The organism is Microcoleus sp. A006_D1 (assembly GCF_036702805.1).
Lineage (GTDB): Bacteria > Cyanobacteriota > Cyanobacteriia > Cyanobacteriales > Microcoleaceae > Microcoleus.
In genome coordinates, this window is sequence record NZ_JAUBVZ010000002.1 from 125,001 (window position 1) to 146,945 (window position 21,945).

Annotated in this window: 17 protein-coding genes; 12 read left to right on the forward strand and 5 right to left on the reverse strand. The window is 44.8% G+C overall.

What is annotated here, in order from left to right; genetic code table 11:
* On the forward strand, positions 1 to 1,037 hold a 1,037-nt coding region (locus QUB68_RS03470; protein ID WP_332989433.1), incomplete at its 5' end, for a tetratricopeptide repeat protein.
* A 440-nt stretch (positions 1,038 to 1,477) separates the two neighbouring features.
* Here the strand turns inward: QUB68_RS03470 and QUB68_RS03475 are convergent.
* Complete coding sequence (locus tag QUB68_RS03475; protein WP_332989435.1) at positions 1,478 to 2,380, reverse strand: undecaprenyl-diphosphate phosphatase; 903 nt, start codon at positions 2,378 to 2,380, stop codon at positions 1,478 to 1,480.
* Between the two features lie 321 nt (positions 2,381 to 2,701).
* On the opposite strand from QUB68_RS03475, the gene QUB68_RS03480 reads away from it, so the two are divergent.
* A complete protein-coding gene (locus QUB68_RS03480; protein WP_332989437.1) occupies positions 2,702 to 3,316 on the forward strand; it encodes a thylakoid membrane photosystem I accumulation factor in 615 nt (204 codons plus the stop codon).
* A 248-nt stretch (positions 3,317 to 3,564) separates the two neighbouring features.
* A complete protein-coding gene (locus QUB68_RS03485; protein WP_332989439.1) occupies positions 3,565 to 4,626 on the forward strand; it encodes a mannose-1-phosphate guanylyltransferase in 1,062 nt (353 codons plus the stop codon).
* 121 nt (positions 4,627 to 4,747) lie between these two features.
* On the opposite strand, the gene QUB68_RS03490 is transcribed toward QUB68_RS03485, so the two are convergent.
* Entirely contained in the window at positions 4,748 to 5,458 is a 711-nt protein-coding gene (locus QUB68_RS03490) for a hypothetical protein (protein WP_332989442.1), read from the reverse strand.
* A 1-nt stretch (position 5,459) separates the two neighbouring features.
* Positions 5,460 to 6,629, reverse strand: a complete 1,170-nt coding sequence (locus QUB68_RS03495) for an AAA family ATPase (RefSeq protein WP_332989443.1) — start codon at positions 6,627 to 6,629, stop codon at positions 5,460 to 5,462.
* 303 nt (positions 6,630 to 6,932) lie between these two features.
* Here QUB68_RS03495 and QUB68_RS03500 point away from each other — a divergent pair, with 303 nt between their 5' ends.
* A complete protein-coding gene (locus tag QUB68_RS03500) occupies positions 6,933 to 7,091 on the forward strand; it encodes a hypothetical protein (protein WP_332989445.1) in 159 nt (52 codons plus the stop codon).
* 75 nt (positions 7,092 to 7,166) lie between these two features.
* Here the strand turns inward: QUB68_RS03500 and QUB68_RS03505 are convergent, their stop codons facing one another.
* Positions 7,167 to 8,018 carry a DUF1206 domain-containing protein gene (locus tag QUB68_RS03505; RefSeq protein WP_332989446.1) on the reverse strand — a complete coding sequence of 284 codons (852 nt, stop codon included), beginning with the start codon at positions 8,016 to 8,018 and terminating at the stop codon, positions 7,167 to 7,169.
* Positions 8,019 to 8,997: 979 nt separating this feature from the next.
* Between QUB68_RS03505 and QUB68_RS03510 the strand changes: the two genes are divergently transcribed.
* From QUB68_RS03510 to QUB68_RS03525, 4 genes are all read left to right on the forward strand, one after another.
* A complete protein-coding gene (locus tag QUB68_RS03510) occupies positions 8,998 to 9,567 on the forward strand; it encodes a DUF3611 family protein (protein WP_332989448.1) in 570 nt (189 codons plus the stop codon).
* Between the two features lie 538 nt (positions 9,568 to 10,105).
* Positions 10,106 to 11,758, forward strand: a complete 1,653-nt coding sequence (locus tag QUB68_RS03515) for an ABC1 kinase family protein (RefSeq protein ID WP_332989449.1) — start codon at positions 10,106 to 10,108, stop codon at positions 11,756 to 11,758.
* A gap of 241 nt (positions 11,759 to 11,999) precedes the next feature.
* Positions 12,000 to 12,944: a UV DNA damage repair endonuclease UvsE gene (gene uvsE / locus QUB68_RS03520; protein WP_332989450.1), complete on the forward strand. Its 945-nt coding sequence runs from the start codon at positions 12,000 to 12,002 to the stop codon at positions 12,942 to 12,944.
* A 234-nt stretch (positions 12,945 to 13,178) separates the two neighbouring features.
* Positions 13,179 to 13,847 (forward strand): SOS response-associated peptidase, encoded by a 669-nt coding sequence (locus tag QUB68_RS03525; protein WP_332989452.1) that lies wholly within the window; start codon positions 13,179 to 13,181, stop codon positions 13,845 to 13,847.
* A 136-nt stretch (positions 13,848 to 13,983) separates the two neighbouring features.
* Here QUB68_RS03525 and QUB68_RS03530 read toward each other — a convergent pair whose 3' ends face one another.
* Complete coding sequence (locus tag QUB68_RS03530) at positions 13,984 to 14,601, reverse strand: CP12 domain-containing protein (RefSeq protein ID WP_332989454.1); 618 nt, start codon at positions 14,599 to 14,601, stop codon at positions 13,984 to 13,986.
* A 396-nt stretch (positions 14,602 to 14,997) separates the two neighbouring features.
* On the opposite strand from QUB68_RS03530, the gene glpX reads away from it, so the two are divergent.
* The 4 genes from glpX to QUB68_RS03550 all read left to right on the forward strand — a co-directional run.
* The gene (gene glpX / locus QUB68_RS03535) at positions 14,998 to 16,035 is read left to right on the forward strand and encodes a class II fructose-bisphosphatase (RefSeq protein ID WP_332989455.1); all 1,038 of its coding nucleotides are present in this window, start codon (positions 14,998 to 15,000) and stop codon (positions 16,033 to 16,035) included.
* 138 nt (positions 16,036 to 16,173) lie between these two features.
* A complete protein-coding gene (locus QUB68_RS03540) occupies positions 16,174 to 17,466 on the forward strand; it encodes a glutamyl-tRNA reductase (RefSeq protein WP_332989456.1) in 1,293 nt (430 codons plus the stop codon).
* Positions 17,467 to 17,641: 175 nt separating this feature from the next.
* Complete coding sequence (locus QUB68_RS03545) at positions 17,642 to 20,644, forward strand: UPF0182 family protein (RefSeq protein ID WP_332989457.1); 3,003 nt, start codon at positions 17,642 to 17,644, stop codon at positions 20,642 to 20,644.
* Positions 20,645 to 21,233: 589 nt separating this feature from the next.
* The coding region (locus QUB68_RS03550; protein WP_332989458.1) for a tetratricopeptide repeat protein at positions 21,234 to 21,945 on the forward strand (712 nt) is incomplete at its 3' end.

The window sequence follows — 21,945 nt, forward strand, 5'->3', positions numbered from 1 at the left end:
AATTAGGAGACAAGCAGGGTGCACTCGCCGATTACAACCAAGCTTTGCGAATTAATCCTAACTATGCCGATGCCTACCTCGGTCGTGGAAATGCCCGCTCTGAATTAGGAGACAAGCAGGGTGCACTCGCCGATTACAACCAAGCTTTGCGAATTAATCCTAACTATGCCGATGCCTACTACAACCGGGGAAATGCCCGACGTGGTTTAGGAGACAACCAGGGTGCACTCGCCGATTACAGCGAAGCTTTGCGAATGAATCCTAACGATGCCGGGTTGTATTACAACCGGGGAATTGTCCGCTCTGACTTAGGAGACAAGCAGGGTGCTGTAGCTGATTACAACGAAGCTTTGCGAATTAATCCTAACCATGCCCAAGCCTACAACAATCGGGGAAATACCCGCCGCAGTTTAGGAAGCAACCAGGATGCGATCGCCGATTTCAACGAAGCTTTGCGAATTAATCGTAACTTGTTTCAAGCCTACTACAACCGGGGACTTGCCCGCCGCAGTTTAGGAGAAAAACAGGGTGCACTCGCCGATTTCAACGAAACTTTGCGAATTAATCCTAACTATGGCGATGCCTACAAAAGCCGGGGAAATCTCCGCTCTGCATTGGGAGACAAACAGGGTGCACTCGCCGATTTCACCGAAGCTTTGCGAATTAATCCTAACTATGGCGCAGCCTACGTCAACCGGGGAATTGCCTACTATGATTTGGGAGATTACCAGCGTGCTATAACCGATTACAGCGAAGCTTTACGAATTTATCCTAACGATGCTCTCGCCTACTACAATCGGGGAGTAGCGCGGGTTAGGTTAGGAGAATTTCAGAGTGCGATCGGCGATTACAGCGAAGCTTTACGAATTAATCCTAACTTAGCCGCGGCCTACCAGAACCGGGGAGTTGCCCGCCGTGATTCTGGAGACAAGCCCGGGGCGATTCAAGACTTTCAGAAAGCGGCAGATTTATATCAGCAGCAAGGAGATAAAGATAGCTATGAAAAAGCCATTAACATTCTGAGGAGACTTCAATAAACTGCAAAAACTCCCCAAAGGTCGATCGCACTACTAATCGCTAAAAAATAGAATACCCAGATCCCCGACTTATTTAAAAATTCGAGGATCTAATTAAACATTATCCGAATCCGACAGTTGAATTTTTTTGGTATTTTTCGTTACTATAGCGCGTCTGAATGAGTTGTGTAAATAAAAGAAAAGTGGTCAGCTCAAATTCTAGAAAAAAAGGGGGGAGACAAATCTTTCGCCTTCCTCCTTAACGGCACGCGCACATTTTATCTAAATCGTCCCGATCTAAATTTATTTTTAACTGCATCAATAGATTCTCTAAATTCTATTGCTGTTGAGGCTTCAGACTTTCTTCCATTGATTACAATTTTGTAATGGGGCGTTCTATTTCTTAATTATACCGAGATCAGAGCGACTTATGTCGCTCCTACTGCTATCGGATTTATCTTTTAAATATTGTTCACGGCCCCACCTGCGAGGGCGGTCAAAATCGCTACGCCAAAAGCTAGCCGATACCACACAAACACCCACGTATTTTGAGTTTGCAGGAATTTCATCAGCCAGGCGATCGACAAATAAGAAAATACAAACGCCGAAATCGTTCCCACGATCAAAGTCAAAACTCCAGCATCGCCGATTCCTTCTCCTAAAACACTCTTCAATTCTACTAATCCCGCCAGAGTAATAGCCGGAATTCCCAATAAAAAAGAAAACCGCGCGGCGGCGGGTCTTTCCAATCCCATAAACAATCCTGCTGTTAGGGTAGAACCCGATCGCGAACACCCCGGAATCAACGCCATTGCTTGACCTAATCCCATCAAAATACCGTCTTGAACCGTTAATTTTTCATAAGTCCGATTGCGCTTGCCAGTTTTTTCTGCTATTGCTAACAGCAGCGACATCACGATCGAAGCAATGGCGATGCTGGCCAAACTCCTCAACGGCGACTTGTCAAAATCTGGAACCAATATCTTGATGAGCAGCCCAAAAAAGACTATAGGTATTGTTCCCAAAGCAATCCCCAATGCCATTTTAAACTCTTGCGATTCGTAGTCGCGCCGCTGTACAGCCTTGACTGCACCAAAAGTTATAGTTGTCAAGTCTTTCCAGAAATACCAAAGCACAGCGACAATGCTTCCCAACTGAATAATAGCAGTATAAGCAACCCCCGGATCGCCCCATCCCAGGGCGATCGGCACTACCTTCAAATGAGCGCTGCTGCTGATGGGTAAAAACTCTGTTAATCCCTGTACAATTCCTAAGACAATGGTCTGCACTAGATTGAGTGGAGCGGGCCCGGAAACATCAGCAGCGGGCGTTTGGGCCAGGAGTGTGTCAAGCAAAGCTATCATTAGTTATCAGTTCCCAGTTGTCAGTTTCTAGATATCAGTTGAATTTAACATCTTGCACCATTCTCAGAAGCTAGGAGCAATGCCCCACAACAAATAAATTTTATTGTGGGGTTGGCACTTCTAGCCCGCCCCTGAAAATCCGATCGCAAATGGCGATCTTCCGTCAGTTGAATCGCCGTGTCGAGCGCCACTATCAGCAAATTGCGATTGCCGATCCGAAACCACTTTAACCTACTCAACAACATTTGCATACATTTGCTGATAAACTTAAAAAAGTTTTTGCATCTGATGAAGCCAGCCTACAGCAACTGCCAACCACCTATGATATTTCCCAAGTACAAAAATTCAATAGTTACTGCTGCTTCTGGCATCCGCTGGCTGCGGCAAATCTTGTCAGCCAGTCTTGTAACAGTGGCGATCGCATTTAGCTTGATACTGTTCACTGGCACCCCGCCAGCCTTGGCAACTCTCACGGACGATCGCTTCGACGGCACTATCTATGCCCTCTACGCCGGCAACGGTTCCCTAGTTCCTCCTAAAGTCAAGATTACAGATTCTTTCAAACGCCATAAACCCGTATTGTTAGTATTTTACACTGACGACAGCAGGGACTCCAAGCAATACGCGATCGTCGTCTCTCAACTCCAGCAATATTACGGGCGCGAAGCCGATTTCCTTCCCACACTAATTGACTCTTTACCTCCAGAACCGTCACCGAAAGTCACCGAACCGAGCCACTATTACGAAGGCTTCGTACCTCAAACTGTGATCCTCGACCAATCAGGAAAAGTAGTTTTTAACGAGAAAGGACAAATACCGTTTGAACAGGTAGACGATGCTTTTAGGAAAGTATTTGACTTGCTGCCCAGAGAAAACTCAGTCGCGCTTAAACGCCGTGTTGTGAACGAACTCAATGTCGAATTGTCGAATCAATAGCTAATAGCTAATTGCTCGTGGCTATAGCAATTTTAAAGAATTCGTTAACGATAGCTTATCGGTCTGATATTGGGGTAAGGTGCGCTGCGGCGCACCATACATTGATCGTGATACTAATTGGATTGACAAAGTGACAGGCGGAAGATAGAAGGTAGAATTAAAAATTAAGCTACGGGTAAGGACACGGCAATGCCGTGTCCCTACGGGTATCAAGGCAAAATAGATGTGAACTGTTTAAACTTTAAACCATGAGTAGAACCTTAATTCCTGTGATTCTGGCCGGCGGTAAAGGCGAACGCTTCTGGCCTCTCAGCCGCAAACAACGCCCCAAGCAGTTTTTGAGTCTCGACGGTAGCGGCAAGAGTTTGCTGCAAGCTACTGCGGAAAGACTTTTGGAATTAGGTAACGGTTGGGAGGATTTGTGGGTGGTAACGTCGGAAATGTTGGCCGATGGAGTGCGCGAACAGTTGCCGCTGCTACCGCCCCAGAATTTGCTGGCGGAACCGGAGGGCCGGGATACTGCGCCGGCGGTGGCTTGGACTGCTATAGAAACTGCGAAGCGCTACGGTGAGGATGCGGTTGTCGGTTTTTTCCCGGCGGATCACTGGATTGGGGAACCGCAGGAGTTTGTCAAGACTTTGGAGGCGGCGGCTGAGTTGGCGAAGCATCAGGATGCGATCGCCACTTTGGGAGTCAAACCGAGTTATGCTTCCACTGGCTACGGCTACATCGAACAAGGTGAGGAAATTGGCAATTTTGGCGGTTTTCCGGCTTATCGGGTGGCTAGATTTACGGAAAAGCCCGATCGCACCACGGCTGAGGAATTTGTAACCAGCGGCAAGTTTAGCTGGAATGGCGGAATCTTTGTATTTCGAGTCGGAACAGTCTTGACAGAATTGCGAAATCATGTGCCAGAAATGATGGCAGCTTTGGAAACAAAAGGTGCTGCTGCTTACTCCGAATTGCCGAAAATTAGCATCGATTACGCCCTGATGGAGAAGACGCAAAAGGCTTGTGTACTGCCCGTAGGCTTTAGTTGGGACGATTTAGGTGACTGGAATGCGATCGGCCGTTTGCTGCAAGGAGACAAGCCAAATGTCGAGTTAGCAAAACACATTGGAATTGATACCAAGGAAAGCATTTTCTATGCAGCGGATGACAATGAAGTGATTGTCACCATTGGTTTAGAAGATGTTGTCGTTGTCAGAGATGGGAATGTGACTTTGATTGTAAAAAAAGACAGGACGCAGGAGATTAAACAGGTAATCAAAGTGTTGGGAGAAGATCAGAAATTGAAAGATTTGTTATAAAGGGCGTCTCACTAAAAAAACAGGTTCGTAGTAAGGACTTCAGTCCTTTCTTATCCAACAAGAGCCCTAGGACTAAAGTCTTTACTACCAACCTCTAGACGGAACCAAATTAAAAGCCCACTTATTCAGGAGAATCTACTTTCTTCTTGAAATGCTGAGCAAATTCACTTAATGAGTTATTTCTGGCGATCGTTTGATCTGTAATCTCTAGTTTCTCAGCAACTTTATCAGAGTCATTCTCAGAATATTGCTGCTTTTTTAAATCTCTATCTTTAAGTTGAGGATTTATCTTTTTGACAATATCTTTAGAAAGATTGACTAAATACTCTTTAGCATTTTTCCCTCCAGATTCAGCTTCAATTATCAAATCTGTTTGACCTTTTTGATATTTTTTAGCAAACTTTTCCCATTTCGGATCGGTTCTAGTTCCGAGATTTTTTGTAAAGTAGCAACAAATACCAAGACAGTCTACCAACAACCAAGCTTCAAGTTCTTGCTCTATGAGTATTAAAAAACATTTCCCTTGAGATTGTTCTACAACTCTCTTGATTCTATTAATTAGAGAATTACGTTCTTGCAATCTTTGAGCTTGAGATTGTACACCATCTGCATCAAGTAAAAATATTACTAATTCGCTGTTTTTAAGATAAATATCAACTGCCTTTTTTAGACCATCCCCTCCGGTTTTTTTGATTGCTTGATTAAAAGCTATTTTAGAACTATCCAAAACAGTTATATTGGAGTCATAGTATTTAACAATCTTCTTAGCTATACAGCAAACAGTTTTACTATCAAAATCTGACTCTGGAGCCCAGATAAGAATATTATTCATACTATTGCTCTAAAATTTCTTGTAGTAGATGACTGTGATAAATTGCACTACCTACTCCAAAGTCTCTCATCCATTCAGATAAATCATCCCGACTCTTCCCCACCTCATCTATCTGAAAAGCTTTTGTTCCCACGTCATCAGTTTTGCTTAAAAGTAGTACAGAAACATCTGAGTTTATTTCATCCAAATTGAAACAATCAAGTAACTGGGAACTATGAGTTGTAATAATTACTTGTGTTTTTTGAGACAGTCTTTTTACTACAAATGCAACATCTCTTATAAGTCCTGGATGAAGATTGCGTTCAGGTTCTTCAATGCCAATCAAGGTAGGTAGCTGATCTTGATGAAGTAACATATAATAAGCCATGATTCGGAGAGTTCCGTCTGACATATTGGACAAAGGAATCTCTAGATTGTCTTTTTCCAAAACTTTAATTATTTTTTCTCCTTCTTCGTCCACTAATTTTAAGCTAATACCCATACAATCATTAAGTTCTTGACTAACTAATTGAAACTTTTCTCGCTCGTTCTCAGCCCAGTATTGTAAAACATCTTGAATTTCCCTACCTGTGCTACCCAGACTGGGAATGTTTTCTCTGTTCATTACAATATTGTCGCCAATTACAAACATAGCACTACCTCTCATCAACTTAGGATCTAAATCGTAGAAGTCCCAATTTATGATAAATTCTGCAAGTCGGCCAGTAAATGGTCTGTCTCCAAAATCACCGGCAGACTTTAATGCTAAGTTGCCAGCTTTAGATTGATAGTTTTGAGCATTTTTTCCATTTTCATCTCGCACTTTACCCACGCCATTTTTAATGTCTATTACTTTATGCTTACCTATCAAAAGTTGCTCGCACGAACAATATGATTTCCCTTCTTCTAGAGCCACAGATACAGTATACTTGGCTGTTTTCTTATTTTCTTTGACAGTAAGAGAAAAAGTAATATCTTCATTTGCCCCAATTCTTAAGAATCTTTGCATGAACTCCGCAGGGAGGGGGGAACCAAATTTTAGCATAAAACTTAGCATTGATAATGCTTCTAGAGAATTAGACTTTCCGCTAGAGTTACAGCCCACTAAAATCGTTAAATCTTTAAAGATTAACTGAATATCCCCTAAGCTCCTAAAGTTTTTAATGTTAGCTGATACAAGTTCAATACTCATAGGTAAATGTAATTTGTAGTAAAATAAATAAATTAAGTATCAACCAGATCAAACCCCGATCGATGCTTTTGGATAACATACGATTCAGAAAAATCTAGACCATAGAATCTATACTACCATCAGCAGTAATAGTAAAAGCACGCGCGGCGCAGCTATTCGGTAGGGAATCGCCCCCACACCCCAAAGCTCTCGCGCCCATTCCCACTATTCCCTCCAAGTTATTCCTCAAGACAATGGTCAGCTTGGTTAACAGCCTTATGCTAGTAGTTATATTGCCCTTACAGTCGATCGCCCGGAGGCCCCTTGTTCAGCCTAGTTCAAAACACTTCTCGCAAAGGAAAAATCCTAGAAGTCTTCTTCCGCAACGGTTGGGACTACATGAAACCCATGCTTATTGCAGAAAAAACGCGATCGCTGGCGAGGGCCCAACGCCATCACCCTTTGTGGGCAAACTATATGTAGTGTGCCTCCCTAAGTCCTGTAATTCACAAAAATTGTTGTACTCAAAATTCATAACTCTCTGTATAACGGGCCAGCTTATGAGCGCAAAATTTTCCGATAGCGAGCTTCAATTACCGAGTAGATGCCATAGGCAATTAAACCCAAAGGTACTATACCCAAAATCACTGGACTAAAAGGCTGTTGTGCCAGAATTGCCAACACCTCGCCCAATCCCTTCGTTTGACTGGCATCTGATAACCTTGCCGCTTGAATAAAGAAAAAACCGATAATAACGAAAACAATCCCACGGGCAGCAATTCCAAATCGACCCAACCGTGTCGCCCAAGTTAGCTCGTTTTGGCTCATTTCATCGAGCTTGAAATGGTGGCGGAATTTGGCTTTATATGCTTCGTAGAAATAAGAAAAACCTACACCAATAACAATTGATCCCGCCAATCCTACCAGCCATTGTCCAAATGGTTGCGCTAAAAGTTGGGCTGTCAAATCTTCGGTTGTATCCTTTTTACCACCGCCCGAACCCATTATCAGTTTTACAGCCGTTAAAGCCAAACCTGCGTAAGCTAAACCACTGAAGGCGTAGCCAATGCGTTGGGCAATTCGCTTGGCATCCATTTTTTGTCCTTGGTGTTCTGGGTCGAGAATTGTCTGAACCATACGCCAAAGGAAATAACCAATAATGCCAATCGTTACAAGAAATAGCAGAAATTTACCGAAGGGTTGGTTAACAATTGCTGATAATGCACCGCTAGTATCGGTTGTTGTGCCGCCCGTACTAAAGACTGCTTGTGCTGCCAGAAAACCGACAATAAAGTAAACTAAGCCTTTGGAAGCATATCCCAATCTTGCCAGTCGCTCAAACCAGGGATGAGAAGCTGTCCGTCGAATTGACTGTTGAATGCTGTCGGTGGGTGAGTTGCGCGGTTTCATATTTTTTGACAATTTAGTTGTTAACGACTGCTGCCATAGGCAATGGTGCATTCCTTTCCAGTTAACGGAGTTGTTAAACCAATAATTTATGTTATTATTTATAAATTTAAAGATTAGCTTGTTTAGAAATGTTTTTTATCTGTCTGGAGCGGGAGTGTCATCGGTAGATTAATTGATAACTTTCACCTTTTTTGGGCTTGACAAATATAGCTTTATGGGCTATAAAATAGCTTCGCTGATGCAGCAGTCTGCCAGCGGTCTAGTATATCTTTGATTAAAAGTTCTTTAACCCAAGTTGAATAACAATTAGAATTGGCAGCGCTAAAAATTCTCCCAAAAAACCAAAGAAAAATCCGAATGCTGTCAAGAGAGCTAAGGTGTAAGCGGGAAGAAAAGATACCTGCTTTTTCATAATGATAGCTGTGAGAAAATTGCCTTCAAGACGTTGTAAGAATGGATGCGCCCCCGTGCGGCAGTTGGGAATCAAGCATCTATCGCCAATCCTCCGAGCGATCGCACTTAACTGAAAGCAATATCATAAGTTTTTCCTCAATCATCTTCCATCAGATGGATATTTTTTTATGGCATTAGACAGATGGCAAAGTTGGGCTAGTTAGATTAAATAGAGATAGAAGCAACATTTTGAAATGTTGAACAGAAACAATAGACCTTTTACCTAAGTCTATTTTTAAGATTCTAAATTGCCATTGTCGCAAGAAGTTGATGGTTCAGAACCGGGAGGATATTAAGAAAATGAAATCAACCACAACAGCAGTGGCTGTGTTGAGTTCAACCTTTTATTTACCGGAAATTGCCCAAATCAGTTCTAAAACATCAGGCATCCTGCCTGTGCTGAACTGAGTTTTCAGGAGAAGTCTAATAGCTAACCACAAGGTGGTCGCTTGCGCCAGCAAGACAAGCAGAATCTCTTTCTTGCCTCGTTTGTTTTGATGCTCAATTCAGCAATAAGGTGTATATAATGAATCAACCAGAATCCTTGTCGGAACCGCTGACCCAAACCCAATTCGTCGCAACTTTTCGCTTGTTCAGTCGATTTAGCTTCTGGATACAGTTATTCTTGGGTGCTGTTTCCGGTATTGTTTTATTATTTGCTATGTTGGGTCGCAACATGAGCGAACAAACCAATAATAATGCAGGTATTGGTTTCGGGGTATTTTTAGCTATAGCAGGGCTTTTATTGCTGTGCTTTAGAATCTTTTGGGATTTTCGCTATAGGCTTTTAGGCAGGCTTTTGCACGCCGAAAATTCCCAGGTATATCCCAGCAAAGAACATATTACTCAAACCTTACGGATTGGATTAATTTCTAGTTTGGTGGGGGTATTAATCGCGTTTGTCGCTTCTGAAGAAACAGTTGCTGTAGTCCTAGCGAAAACTCTTAGTCAACCGCAAGCGATGGCATCTTATGCGCCAGAAAATGTGATTCGTTCCCTAGATATTTTTGTGACAATGGCAAACGTGAATCTGATTGGGGCTCACTTTTTTGGAGCTGTTACTTCTCTTGGGTTACTCAATTGGGTAGAGGATTAGTTGGCAGCATTAGCGATCGCTAAAGGCAAACACAGATCCTATGTGGTCAGGATTTACAAGGGCTGACCGATTTAACTAAGGTTTGTGGTTGCACTGTCTTGGCTAAAGAGAGCGAAGACAGCGCAGCTACAAGCTAAAAGTGAAACTTTTCCGCGTTACTGTTTATACCAAATTTCCCGGAATATATGGCAACTGATGACTTAAATCAAAGTGAAACAACTGATCTAAGAAAAGTTTGTAGTCAACGTTAAAAATTTTTAACAATTTATCGCAAACTCAAACAATTAACAGCTACTGAACCTTGTCAATGTCGGAAGCCAGGATTCAAACAAATCACATCGCCTGTGCAATTTTAGTCTGGACTTTCATAAAAAAAGCGCATTTAATGGGGAAAACTATCTACAACCGATCGCCCCCACATCCCAAAATTCGATCGCACCCTTTCCCCCAAGTTATTCCCCAAGACACTCGTCAGCTTGGTTAACAGCGCTATCCTAGTAGTTATATTGCCCTTAAACCCGATCGACCCGGAGGCCCCTTGTTCAGCCTAGTTCAAAACACTTCTCGCAAAGGAGAAATCCTAGAAGTCGTCTTCCGCAACGGTTGGGACTACATGAAAAGCCTCCTAACCGGCCGCAAAACCGACGCACCCAGTCTCCCCACTCCCGCAGTTCTGCGCAACATCCTCATCGAATTAGGCCCAGTTTTTGTCAAATTGGGGCAATTGCTGAGTACCCGCCCAGACTTGTTGCCGGCCGCCTACATCGAAACCCTCTCCTCCCTACAAGCGGAAGTGCCGCCCGTACCGTGGTCGGAAGTAGAAGCAATCGTGCGCCTGGAACTCAAACAGTCGATCGAAGATACCTTTGCTAAATTTAACACTCAAGCAGTCGCCGCAGGGTCGATCGCCCAAACCCACAAAGCTACCTTAAAAGACGGCCGCGAAGTCGCCCTGAAAGTTCAGCGCCCCGGTATTGATATTGTCATCGAACAAGATATCGCCGTACTCCGAGGTTTGGCAGAACTTGTCATGCTCACAGACTTCGGTCAACAATACGATATTGTCGCCCTAGCCGAAGAATTTGCGATCGCCCTGCGTGCAGAACTAGACTTCATTCAAGAAGCCAGCTACACAGACGAACTGCGCCGTAATTTATCTAAAAGTAAATGGTTTGACCCCACAAAAGTTGTTTTACCAGAAATTCACTGGGAGTTGACCACAAAAAAACTCTTAGTAATGGAATGGCTGAACGGAGTACCGATTCTGTTAGGCGATTTGCAAGGAATTGGCCACAAAGGAGATGTAAATGCCGAACGCGAAGCAATTACAACCCTGCTTTGCCGCGTTTTCTTCCAGCAGTTGTATATCGACGGATTCTTTCACGCAGACCCGCATCCCGGCAATTTATTTTATCTCAAAGACGGCCGGATAGCTTTGCTCGACTGCGGCATGGTCGGCAGATTAGACCCGCGCACTCAGCAAAATCTGACAGAAATGTTGCTGGCAATTGTCGATTTAGACGCTCAGCGATGCACTCAATTAACCTTGGAAATGGCAGAATTTGCTCAGCCTAAAAGTTTAGCTATTCTAGAGAACGATTTGGCTAGAATGCTGCGCAAGTATTACAATGTCAGCTTGTCGCAAATGAACTTGTCGGAAATTTTTTATGAAGTGTTGGAAATCACTCGTAAAAATAAGATTAGACTTCCCAGTAATCTCGGTTTGTATGCAAAAACCCTCGCTAATTTAGAAGGAGTAGCGCGTTCTTTTAATCCCCGATTTAATATTGTAGAGCAGGTCAAACCGCTGATGACGGATATGTTTCGGCGTCAGTTATTAGGAGAAGACCCGGTACAAGCTCTGCTGAGAACTGCTTTGGATCTAAAAAGCCTATCTTTGCAATCTCCGCGACAGGTGGAAGTGCTTTTAGACCGGGTGACTTCCGAAACTTTGAAGTGGAACTTGAGCATCAAAGAACTCGACCCGCTGCGCCGCACTCTGGGGGATTCTGCGAACCGACTTTCTTTTAGTATTGTCGTAGGTTCGCTGATTGTGGGGGCGGCAATTATTTCTTCTAACGCGCAAACTGCTCAGCTATCTTTTCTTAGCAACGGTTTGTTTGGGGCGGCGAGTTTTTTGGGTTTTTGGTTGATTATTAGCATTATGCGCTCTGGTCGTTTGCGCAGTTGATTGGAAAGGGGAAATGGGGAAAATCTGGAGATGTAGCAATCCTATGGGACAGGTTCGTAGTAAGGACTTTAGTCCTTAGTTCTGAAGTCATTAAGCTGTTGTGCATTTGAATTTAATTTTGGGGGTGATGCTCAGAGCAACGCCCCACAAGATTTTTAAGAAACAAGATTATAAAAATCAGATGCGCGCCAGCTTACTACAAAACTGTTTAACATAAATTAAAGTTAGGAAGTATTGAGGAATGAGCGAGATTACGCAAGTCTTAGAAAAGGGGAAGTTGCCGCAATTGGGGTTAGTGTGCATCACCACATCGGATGCAGTTCGGTTTCGCACTGTCACGCGCAAGCGACTGTTACAGCTTGCAGAAACTGAACAAGAAAAAATCTTGCGCGAGCTTTATGCAGACAACTTAAAGCGGCTTGACAAAGCGATCAACTTTTGTACTGCTAATGGGATTAAGCTCTACCGCATGACTTCTGCACTGTTCCCTTTTGCAGATACCGATTTGGGGGAAGCAGTGCTACACTCAATGACTGAGGAATTGCGGAATACGGGCGATCGCGCTCTCTGTTTGGGCATCCGCTTGGTACTCCACCCCGATCAATTCGTCGTCCTCAGTTCCGACAAGGTTTCTGTGGTTGAAAACAGCATTAAAATTCTGGCAACTCATGCTTTAATTTTAGATATGTTGCAACAGCCGCGATCGCCCTGGGCACTGATGAACATTCACGGCGGTAAGGGCTCACGCGCTTCGCAACTCAAGTCAGTCATCCGCGATTTACCCGAATCAATTCGATCGCGCTTAACCTTTGAAAATGACGAATACGCTTACAGTTCCTCAGAACTTTTAGAAGTTTGTCTCGATACCGCAGTAGCAATGGTTTTTGACGCCCACCACCACGTCATTCACGAACATTTAGAAAGTTACGACGATCCGAGTGTCGCCGAAATGCTCGCAGCAGCCAGCACTACTTGGTCAGTTCCTGAATGGCAATTAGTCCACATATCAAATGGCAAAGAGTTTTTTGCCGATCCGCGCCACAGCGATTTGATTACAGCGATGCCTAATTGTTATTATCAAGCTCCTTGGATTGAAGTAGAAGCTAAATTCAAAGAATTAGCTATTGACAAGTTGCGCGCCGAATGGTTGTCGGCGAATGTTCGAGAATTTAGCAATATCTCGTAGGGGGCGAGTTTTACAAACAATCTTTGCCTAAAACCAATAATCTCGAAAACCCGCCCCGTCCAACAATAATATCATGTCCGGTGGATCGACCGCGATTAGAGCCGGGGCGGGTTTACAGGCTTTCTTGTTTCTATTAAAAATATTGGTGAACCCGCCCCTACAGGAATTACGGTCAATTCACGCCTACACGATATAAATCGCCATCTACCTTTTTGTTAATACCAACTAAAAACTATGTGCGGACGATTCACTTTAAATACTTCAGCTAAAATCCTAGCAGAATTTTTCAAACTGTCGGAAATTCCAGACATCAAAGCGCGATACAACATCGCCCCAACTCAATCAGTTGCGACAGTCACAGTTTCTCCCGAAAAAATTGAGCGACAGTTTCAATTTATGCGCTGGGGTTTGATTCCCAGTTGGGCGAAAGACCTGAAAATCGGCAGCAAAATGATCAATGCGCGATCGGAAACTGTAGCCGAAAAACCTGCTTTTCGCAGCGCCATCAAGCACAGGCGGTGTTTGATAATTGCTGACGGTTTCTACGAATGGCTGCCGCAGGGAAAACACAAACAGCCTTACTATTTTCAAACGGCCCAGGGCGCACCTTTTGCTTTTGCCGGTTTGTGGGAAAATTGGCAGTCTCCAGAAGGAGAAAGCATTGTATCTTGTACTATAATTACCACCGCTGCTAACGAAACAGTGCAGCCTGTGCACGATCGAATGCCGGTGATTCTCCCTGACAGCGCCTGGGAAAAGTGGCTCGATCCTGCTAACAGCGCTCAGCAAGTTTTGCCGCTGTTAAAGCCGTATGCTGCCGCAGCCATGACAGCAAAGGCCGTAAGTGCGATCGTCAACAGTCCAACTAGAGACAGTCCTGAGTGCATTCAAGCGATCGAATAAACCGAGTCATTAGACTAATGACGGAGAGGGCGGGTTTTGCCATTTTTTTAGTCATTTGTATCATATATCTTTAGCTAAACCCGCCCCTACTAATGACTGATGACTGATGACTAATGACTAATGACTATTAACTAACTTAACTGTCGTACATCCGTGCTTCAGCAGCCTCGGGATTATCCTCGCAATACTCCTCAAAAGCCGTTTTGTCAAGCTTCATCGATCGCTGGTGAGCGGCCTCAGCCTGCATTTCCTCTACAATGTCCCAGGCTACTGCGCACTGTTTAGAAGTAGCGCCTTTCTGAGCGCAAGTCGCCCTAGCATCGGCGATCGCCCTTTCGATTTCTTCCTCAAATAAAACACTCTTCGGCTTATCAACAAAATCGCTTTTTGTCAAGATATCCGTTACCGAAATAATGCCCAGCAGTTTGTCCTTAATCACCGGAGCTCGGCGGATGCGGGTATTCGCGAACAACCTCGCCACGTATTCCACGCCCAAGTCGGGATTCACCGTAATGCACGGTTTGGTCATAATCTCGAAGACGCGGACTTTGTGCGGATCTACTCCGTAGGCTGTTACTTTGTAAACAATATCCGTTTCCGTGACAATGCCGTAAGCGTCTTGTTCGTGGCGGCGTTCCACGATTAACGCGCGCAGACACAGTTCGTTCATCATCGCCACTGCTTCAGCGACAGTCGCCGAACCGCGAATGGTGACAACTTCCTTTGTCATAATATCTTGTGCTTTCATCATCATTTTTTATTGCTCCCCGTTTATAAAGTCTAGTGCGTCCCGATTTGGGGCCGGAAATTTGATTTGCTATCATCATAAAACTTCAGGACTGACGCGACTGTTACGATAAATCAAGGGAGGCCAAGAAAGTTCGGCAACGGATTGTGTAACGGATTTAACGGATTTAATGGATTTAACCGATCAATATTCAGAGAAGAAGCAAGATTTTCCCAACTCTCCCCCCATCTCCCACTCTCCCTCTCCCCATCTCCCACTCTCCCCTCCCAGCCTCAAAGAAGCAAAAGTTAACACAAACTAAGCAACTGCTTGCGCTCGTAGAGATCCCCGCCTCTGATAAACTTGATGGCTGGGAGTGCAAAAAGCACAAGGCACGCATCAGCAATTGGGAGTATATAGTTCGTGGATAATGTAATCGGTTTAGAGATTATCGAAGTAGTTGAGCAGGCAGCCATTGCTTCCGCTCGCTTGATGGGCAAAGGCGAAAAAGATGAAGCCGATCGCGTAGCTGTAGAAGCCATGCGTGAGCGGATGAACAAAATTCATATGCGCGGCCGCATCGTGATCGGTGAAGGCGAACGTGATGACGCACCCATGCTTTACATCGGCGAACAAGTAGGTATTTGTACCCGCGAAGATGCCAAAGATGTCTGCAACCTAGATGAATTGATCGAAATTGACATCGCCGTTGACCCCTGCGAAGGAACTAACCTAGTTGCTTACGGTCAAAACGGTTCGATGGCAGTTTTGGCAATCTCTGAGAAAGGAGGCTTGTTTGCTGCACCGGATTTCTATATGAACAAATTGGCTGCTCCTGCGGCTGCTAAGAATCATGTAGATATTCGCAAAACGCCAAGCGAAAACCTCAAAATTATCTCTGATTGCCTCGGCCGCAGTATTGAAGATTTGGTAGTGGTGGTGATGGATCGCCCCCGACACAAAGATTTAATAAATGAAATTCGGGCAGCGGGTTCAAGAGTTCGACTGATCAGCGACGGCGACGTTTCGGCAGCGATTTCTTGCGCGTTTTCTGGTTCTAATATCCACGCGCTGATGGGTATTGGCGCAGCACCTGAAGGTGTGATTTCCGCAGCAGCAATGCGCTGCTTGGGCGGTCACTTCCAAGGGCAGTTAATTTACGATCCGGCTATTGTCAAAACTGGTTTGATCGGCGAAAGCAAAGAGAAGAATATCGCCCGCTTGACAGAGATGGGCATCACAGATCCAGACAAGATTTACAATGCTGAAGAGTTGGCATCTGGAGAAACTGTTCTGTTTGCAGCTTGCGGAATTACTCCCGGAACGCTGATGGATGGAGTTCGCTTCTTTGGCGGCGGCGCTCGCACTGAGAGTTTGGTAATTTCTTCTCAGTCGAAAACTGCTCGTTTTGTGGATACAATCCATATGTTTAACCAGCCGAAATCTCTGCAATTGAAATAGTGATTAGTTAGCGGTTAACAGTTAAATGTTGACAGTTGACGGTCAACAGTCACCAGTAATTAGCAATTAGCGATAAACTAATAACTAATCACAGGTGACTGTTGACAACTAAAAAATAAATAGTGACAAATCACAGATATGAATATTGCAGTCATAGGTCTCAGCCACAAAACAGCGCCGGTTGAAGTTCGCGAAAAACTGAGCATTCCAGAACAGAAAGTTGAAGCGGCGATCGCCCAACTGCGCGGCTACCCCCACATTCAAGAAGTTGCCATCCTCAGCACTTGCAACCGTTTAGAAATTTATATTGTTACCAGCGAATCGGAGCCTGGGGTGCGAGAGGTGATGCAGTTCCTTTCGGAATGCAGTAAAGTTCCTTTGCAGTCTTTGCGCCCTCACCTGTTCATTTTGCTGCACGAAGATGCGGTGATGCACTTGATGCGAGTGGCTTCTGGCCTCGACAGTTTGGTACTCGGCGAAGGACAAATTTTGGCTCAGGTGAAACAAACTCACAAACTCGCCCAGCAGTATAAAGGTGTCGGCAGAATTTTAGAGCGTTTGTTTAAGCAAGCTCTGACAGCCGGGAAGCGAGTTCGCACCGAAACTAGCATCGGTACCGGTGCGGTTTCGATTTCTTCGGCGGCGGCGGAATTGGCTCAATTAAAAGGTCAACATTTAGCAACTAGCCGGATCGCGATTATTGGTGCTGGGAAGATGTCGCGCTTGTTGGTGCAGCATTTGCTCTCGAAAGGAGCGAGTCATATTGCGATCGTCAATCGATCGATGCGCGGTGGCCAGGAGTTGGCAGATCAGTTTAAAGATGCCCAATTGCATCTGCATCTGCTCTCGGACATGATGCAGGTAATTGCCGATTCTGATTTGGTTTTTACCTGTACGGCTGCTACAGATCCGCTGTTAAATAAAGCTAAATTAGAAGCTGTTTTAGACCAGAATCGCCCTTTGATGTTGATGGATATTTCTGTGCCGCGCAACGTCGATGCTGATACCAACGAATTGGCGAATGTGCGATCGTTTAATGTAGACGACTTGAAAGCAGTGGTAGCTCAAAATCACGAAACCCGCCGCAAAATGGCAATGGAAGCTGAGGGGCTGCTGGAACAGGAAGTAGAGGCTTACGATCTCTGGTTGCGGAGTCTTGAAACTGTTCCGACTATTAGCTGTTTGCGGGATAAGATCGAATTGATTCGGGAACAAGAGTTAGAAAAAGCTTTATCGCGTCTGGGCTCGGAATTTTCGGAGAAACATCAAGATGTGATTGAATCTTTGACAAGAGGGATTGTGAATAAGATTTTGCACGATCCGATGGTGCAGTTGCGCGCGCAGCAGGATATTGAGGCGCGCAGACAAGCGATGCAGACTTTGCAAATGCTGTTTAATTTGGATGTGGATGTCAATCAGCAGTACAGCTAGTTAGTTAGTTATTGGTTGTTGGTTATTAGTTATTGGTTATTGGTTATTGGTTATTGGTTATTAGTTTTGATCGCCAACAACTAACAACTAACTAATAACTAATGACTAATAACAACTAACTAATAACCCTTCGACTCCGCTCAGGGCACCGCCAATAACAACTAACTAATAACTAATGACTAATAGGCGAATTTCTAAATTAATTTTACTGCTTGTAGGGCTGTGGTTAGTTTTTGAGTTAGCCTCCAACCTGGTGGCAGAAATTCTCTGGTTTCAGGAAGTTGGATATCTTCAGGTTTTGCTGTTGAGGCTGAAAACTCAAGGGTTGCTGGGGGTAATTCCCACTGCTATTTCTGCTGTTTTTTTGCTGGGAAATTTGGCCTTAGCCCGCCGCCTGCAACATCCCGCTCTTGACATCAAATCAGCGGTTGCGGGGGCGCTATTCGCTGATTTGAGGGCGAACAAAACGGGGAAGAATTACCCATTACCTGTTGCTAAATCTCAAATTACCTTTTCGTGGCTGCTGTTGGCGGTATTTGGATTAAGTGCGATCGCAACTTTGACAGTAATTCACTGCGGGCTGTTAGCGGCAGACAGCCTCACCTATCTCGGCATAGCTGGCAATTTGCCTGCACCGCCCGTACCGTTGGGAATTGAGGCAATCCAGCATGGGGCGGTGCAGCTATTTTCTCGCTGGTGGCAGTTGGGATTGCTGCTGGGGCTGATGTTAGCTGTGGCAATTAAGCCGGATTTTTGGCTGCGGACGATCGCCCTTTTGCTCAGTTTGGCGATCGGGCTAATTGCCGCTAGTCGCTGGACAAAAGTTTTACAATATTTCCACCCTAGTAATTTTAACACAACCGACCCTCTTTTTAACCGAAATATTAGCTTTTATGTATTTATTTTCCCAATTTTAGAGTTGCTAGGATTCTGGCTGACAGTTGTATCTTTGTACGGTTTAGTATCTTGTGCTTTAACATATTTGCTGTCGAGAAATAGCCTGAGTCAAGGGATATTTTTGGGGTTTTCGCGATCGCAACAGCGGCACTTGTACGGCTTAGGTGCAGCTTTCATGCTAGCCACCGCACTCCTGTACTGGCTGGGGCGCTACGCATTGCTGTATTCGCGCGGAGAGGTTACTTACGGGGCGAATTATGCTGATGTGACGGTGCGGTTGCCTGTCTATGGATTTTTGAGTATCTTGGCTGGGGCGATCGCACTTTTGATGCTGTGGCAGGTTTGGCAATTCAAAATCCCCAATCAACTCATCAAAAAGATTATATTGGGATGGCTAGCTTTAAGTTGTTTGGGAGGTTTGCTGCTGCCAAAAATTGTGCAACAACTGATAGTAAAGCCCAACGAATTAGCGCGAGAACGGCCGTACATCCAGCGCAGCATCGCCTTTACCCAAGCAGCATTTAACCTCAAAAAAATCGAGATAAAAACTTTTGATCCACTTGGAAAACTCACCTTTGCCGACTTAGAAAAAAACAAATCTACTATTAGCAACATCCGCCTGTGGGACAAGCGCCCGTTGTTACAAGCCAACCGACAATTACAGCAAATTCGACCTTATTATAAATTTTTAGATGCCGATATCGATCGCTACACCATCAAAAACGAAGCAGTAAAAAAGGCAGACACTGAAAGTCAGCAAGTAATTTTGGCTACGCGGGAATTAGACTACACAGCCGTTGCGCCCGCAGCTCAAACTTGGGTAAACGAACATTTAGTTTATACTCACGGTTACGGCTTTACCATGTCTCCGGTAAACACTATCGGCGCCGGAGGTTTACCCGATTATTTTGTCAAAGATATTGGCATTAATGCCGATGGTGGCGAAAGTGGTTTAGATGTAACTAACGATCGCATTCGGGCCAGTATCCCGATCGGCTACCCGCGAATTTACTACGGCGAAGTAACCGATACAGACGCGATGACGCCCACAAAAGTCAAAGAATTCGACTATCCCAGCGGCGAAGAAAATGTTTACAATACCTACAGCGGTAGGGGGGGAATTGCGATCGGTTCTATGTGGCGGCGCTGGTTATTTGCGAATTATCTCAAAAATTGGCAAATGGCCCTAACCCGCAATTTTACACCAGAAACTAAGTTACTTTACCGCCGCAATATTAACAAAAGAGTCCGGGCGATCGCTCCTTTTTTGCGCTACGATTCCGACCCGTATTTAGTAGTAGCAAACGCCAATCTTAGTAAAGATGATATCGAAAAAAATGGCGAGAAAATTGGTCAAAAGAATCAGCCTTCTTCCTCACAAACTAATAATTCTCCCAACTATCTTTACTGGATTATCGATGCCTATACAGCGAGCGATCGCTATCCGTATTCTGACCCGGGAAATCATGAGTTTAACTACATCCGCAACTCCGTCAAAGTAGTGATTGATGCCTACAACGGGTCTGTTGACTTCTACGTTGCCTATCCCTCCGATCCGATTATCAACAGTTGGATGGCTATCTTTCCTGGAATGTTCAAACCCCTTGACAAAATGCCTCCGGCTCTCCGCAAACACATTAGATATCCCGTAGATTTATTGAGCATTCAATCGGAACGCTTGTTAACTTATCACATGGAAGATCCGCAGGTATTTTACAATCGGGAAGATTTGTGGCAAGTTCCTAACGAAATTTACGGCGGTGAACAGCAGCCCGTAGCACCGTATTATTTGATTACGAAACTGCCAACGGAAACAGCAGAAGAGTTTATTTTGCTATTGCCATTTACACCAGTCAGTCGCAATAATTTAATTGCTTGGATTGCAGGGCGATCGGACGCTGAAAATTACGGTAAATTGCTATTGTACCAATTCCCCAAACAGCGATTAGTTTATGGCCCGGAACAGATAGAAGCTTTGATCAACCAAGATCCGGTGATTTCCGAACAAATTTCTCTCTGGAATCGGCAGGGTTCAAAAGCAATTCAAGGCAATTTATTGGTAATTCCGATCGAACAATCTTTGCTGTATGTGGAACCTCTTTATTTAGAGGCCGATCGCAACAGTTTACCAACTTTAGTTAGAGTGATTGTTGCCTACGAAAATCGCATCGTTATGGCCGAAAATCTTGATGCGGCACTTAAGGCACTTTTCCCCGCAAAATCTACCAATAAACCCGCAATTGTTCCACCCGTAAAAGGAACAGCCCCCGCGTTGAATTGATAGGCGATATGTGTAAAAAGCATTGCCGATATGTGTCAACTGAAGCCTGGAACTGTTGATAAATATCGCTTTTGTCCCAGGCCAGATCCCCCTCGCATCCCCCGAAAGAAGGGGGACTTTGAGAACACTCTTATCCCCCCCTTTTTCAAGGGGGGCTAGGGGGGATCTGGCCTCGGCTATAAACAGAAATATATCGCTTTTATCCCAGGCCAGATCCCCCTAAATGCCCCTTAAGAAGGGGGACTTTGATCGGAATCTTGTCCCCCCCTTTTTCAAGGGGGGCTAGGGGGGATCTGGCCTAATATAGCCGAGGCCAGATCCCCCTAAATCCCCCTTAAGAAGGGGGACTTTGATCGGAATCTTGTCCCCCCCTTTTTCAAGGGGGGCTAGGGGGGATCTGGCCTCGCGTCTAAACAGCAGTATTCAGAAACCGGGTTTTTTTACGAAAATTATTTGTTGTAGCCAGCAGACTAGATGAAAAACCCGGTTTCTTTGGCCTTGATGCGTAAGTCCTGTTTATATTATGTTACGCGGTTTCAACCACAGACTTGCTCTATAATAAAAACATTGTCACCCCAAAACCTCATCAATGTTTGACAAAATCTGGCAATTCCTCAAACAATTATTTCAGCGAATCTTCGGAACAAATCGCCCGCCTCCAACGCCTCAGCAGCCTCCAACTCTGACGGATGCCGAATTTGAGGCGAAGTTGATGGAACTCCTGGAAGGGGTAAATGGCGGCTGGGGGAGTGGCGATGTTAAGGGATTTTTAATCGCTAAACGCCTCAGAGATACTGAATTGGCTGACTGGTTGCGACGGTTTGGGGAAAGATTGTTAGCAATTGATCGAGAAACAACTGAGGAGGGCGGGCGCGGAAACACCTGCTCTACGGATTCGGTGTCATCGCTTCAGGAATTGGCGCGCAGGCTGGAGTTGTTGAGGGGAATTTGTGGCGGGGAATTGGGAGAAGCGGCGGGGAATGTTGGTAGGGAGATATTGGTTAAGTTTCCGATATCTCCGGTTGGGGATGGTGAGGGAGAAGGGGAAGTTGATGGGGAGGCTGAGGTTTGGAGAAAGCGAGGAAATGAGCAATTTAAACTAGGTAATTTTGAAGAGGCGATCGCATCCTACGAAAAAGCTTTGGAAGTCAAACCAGACTATGACGTAGCCTGGTTCAATCGGGGCATTGCACTCCGTAATTTAGGAAAATTAGAAGAAGCGATCGCATCCTACGACAAAGCTTTGGAAATCAAACCCGATGATCACGAAGCCTGGTACAATCGGGGCGTTGCACTGGTTA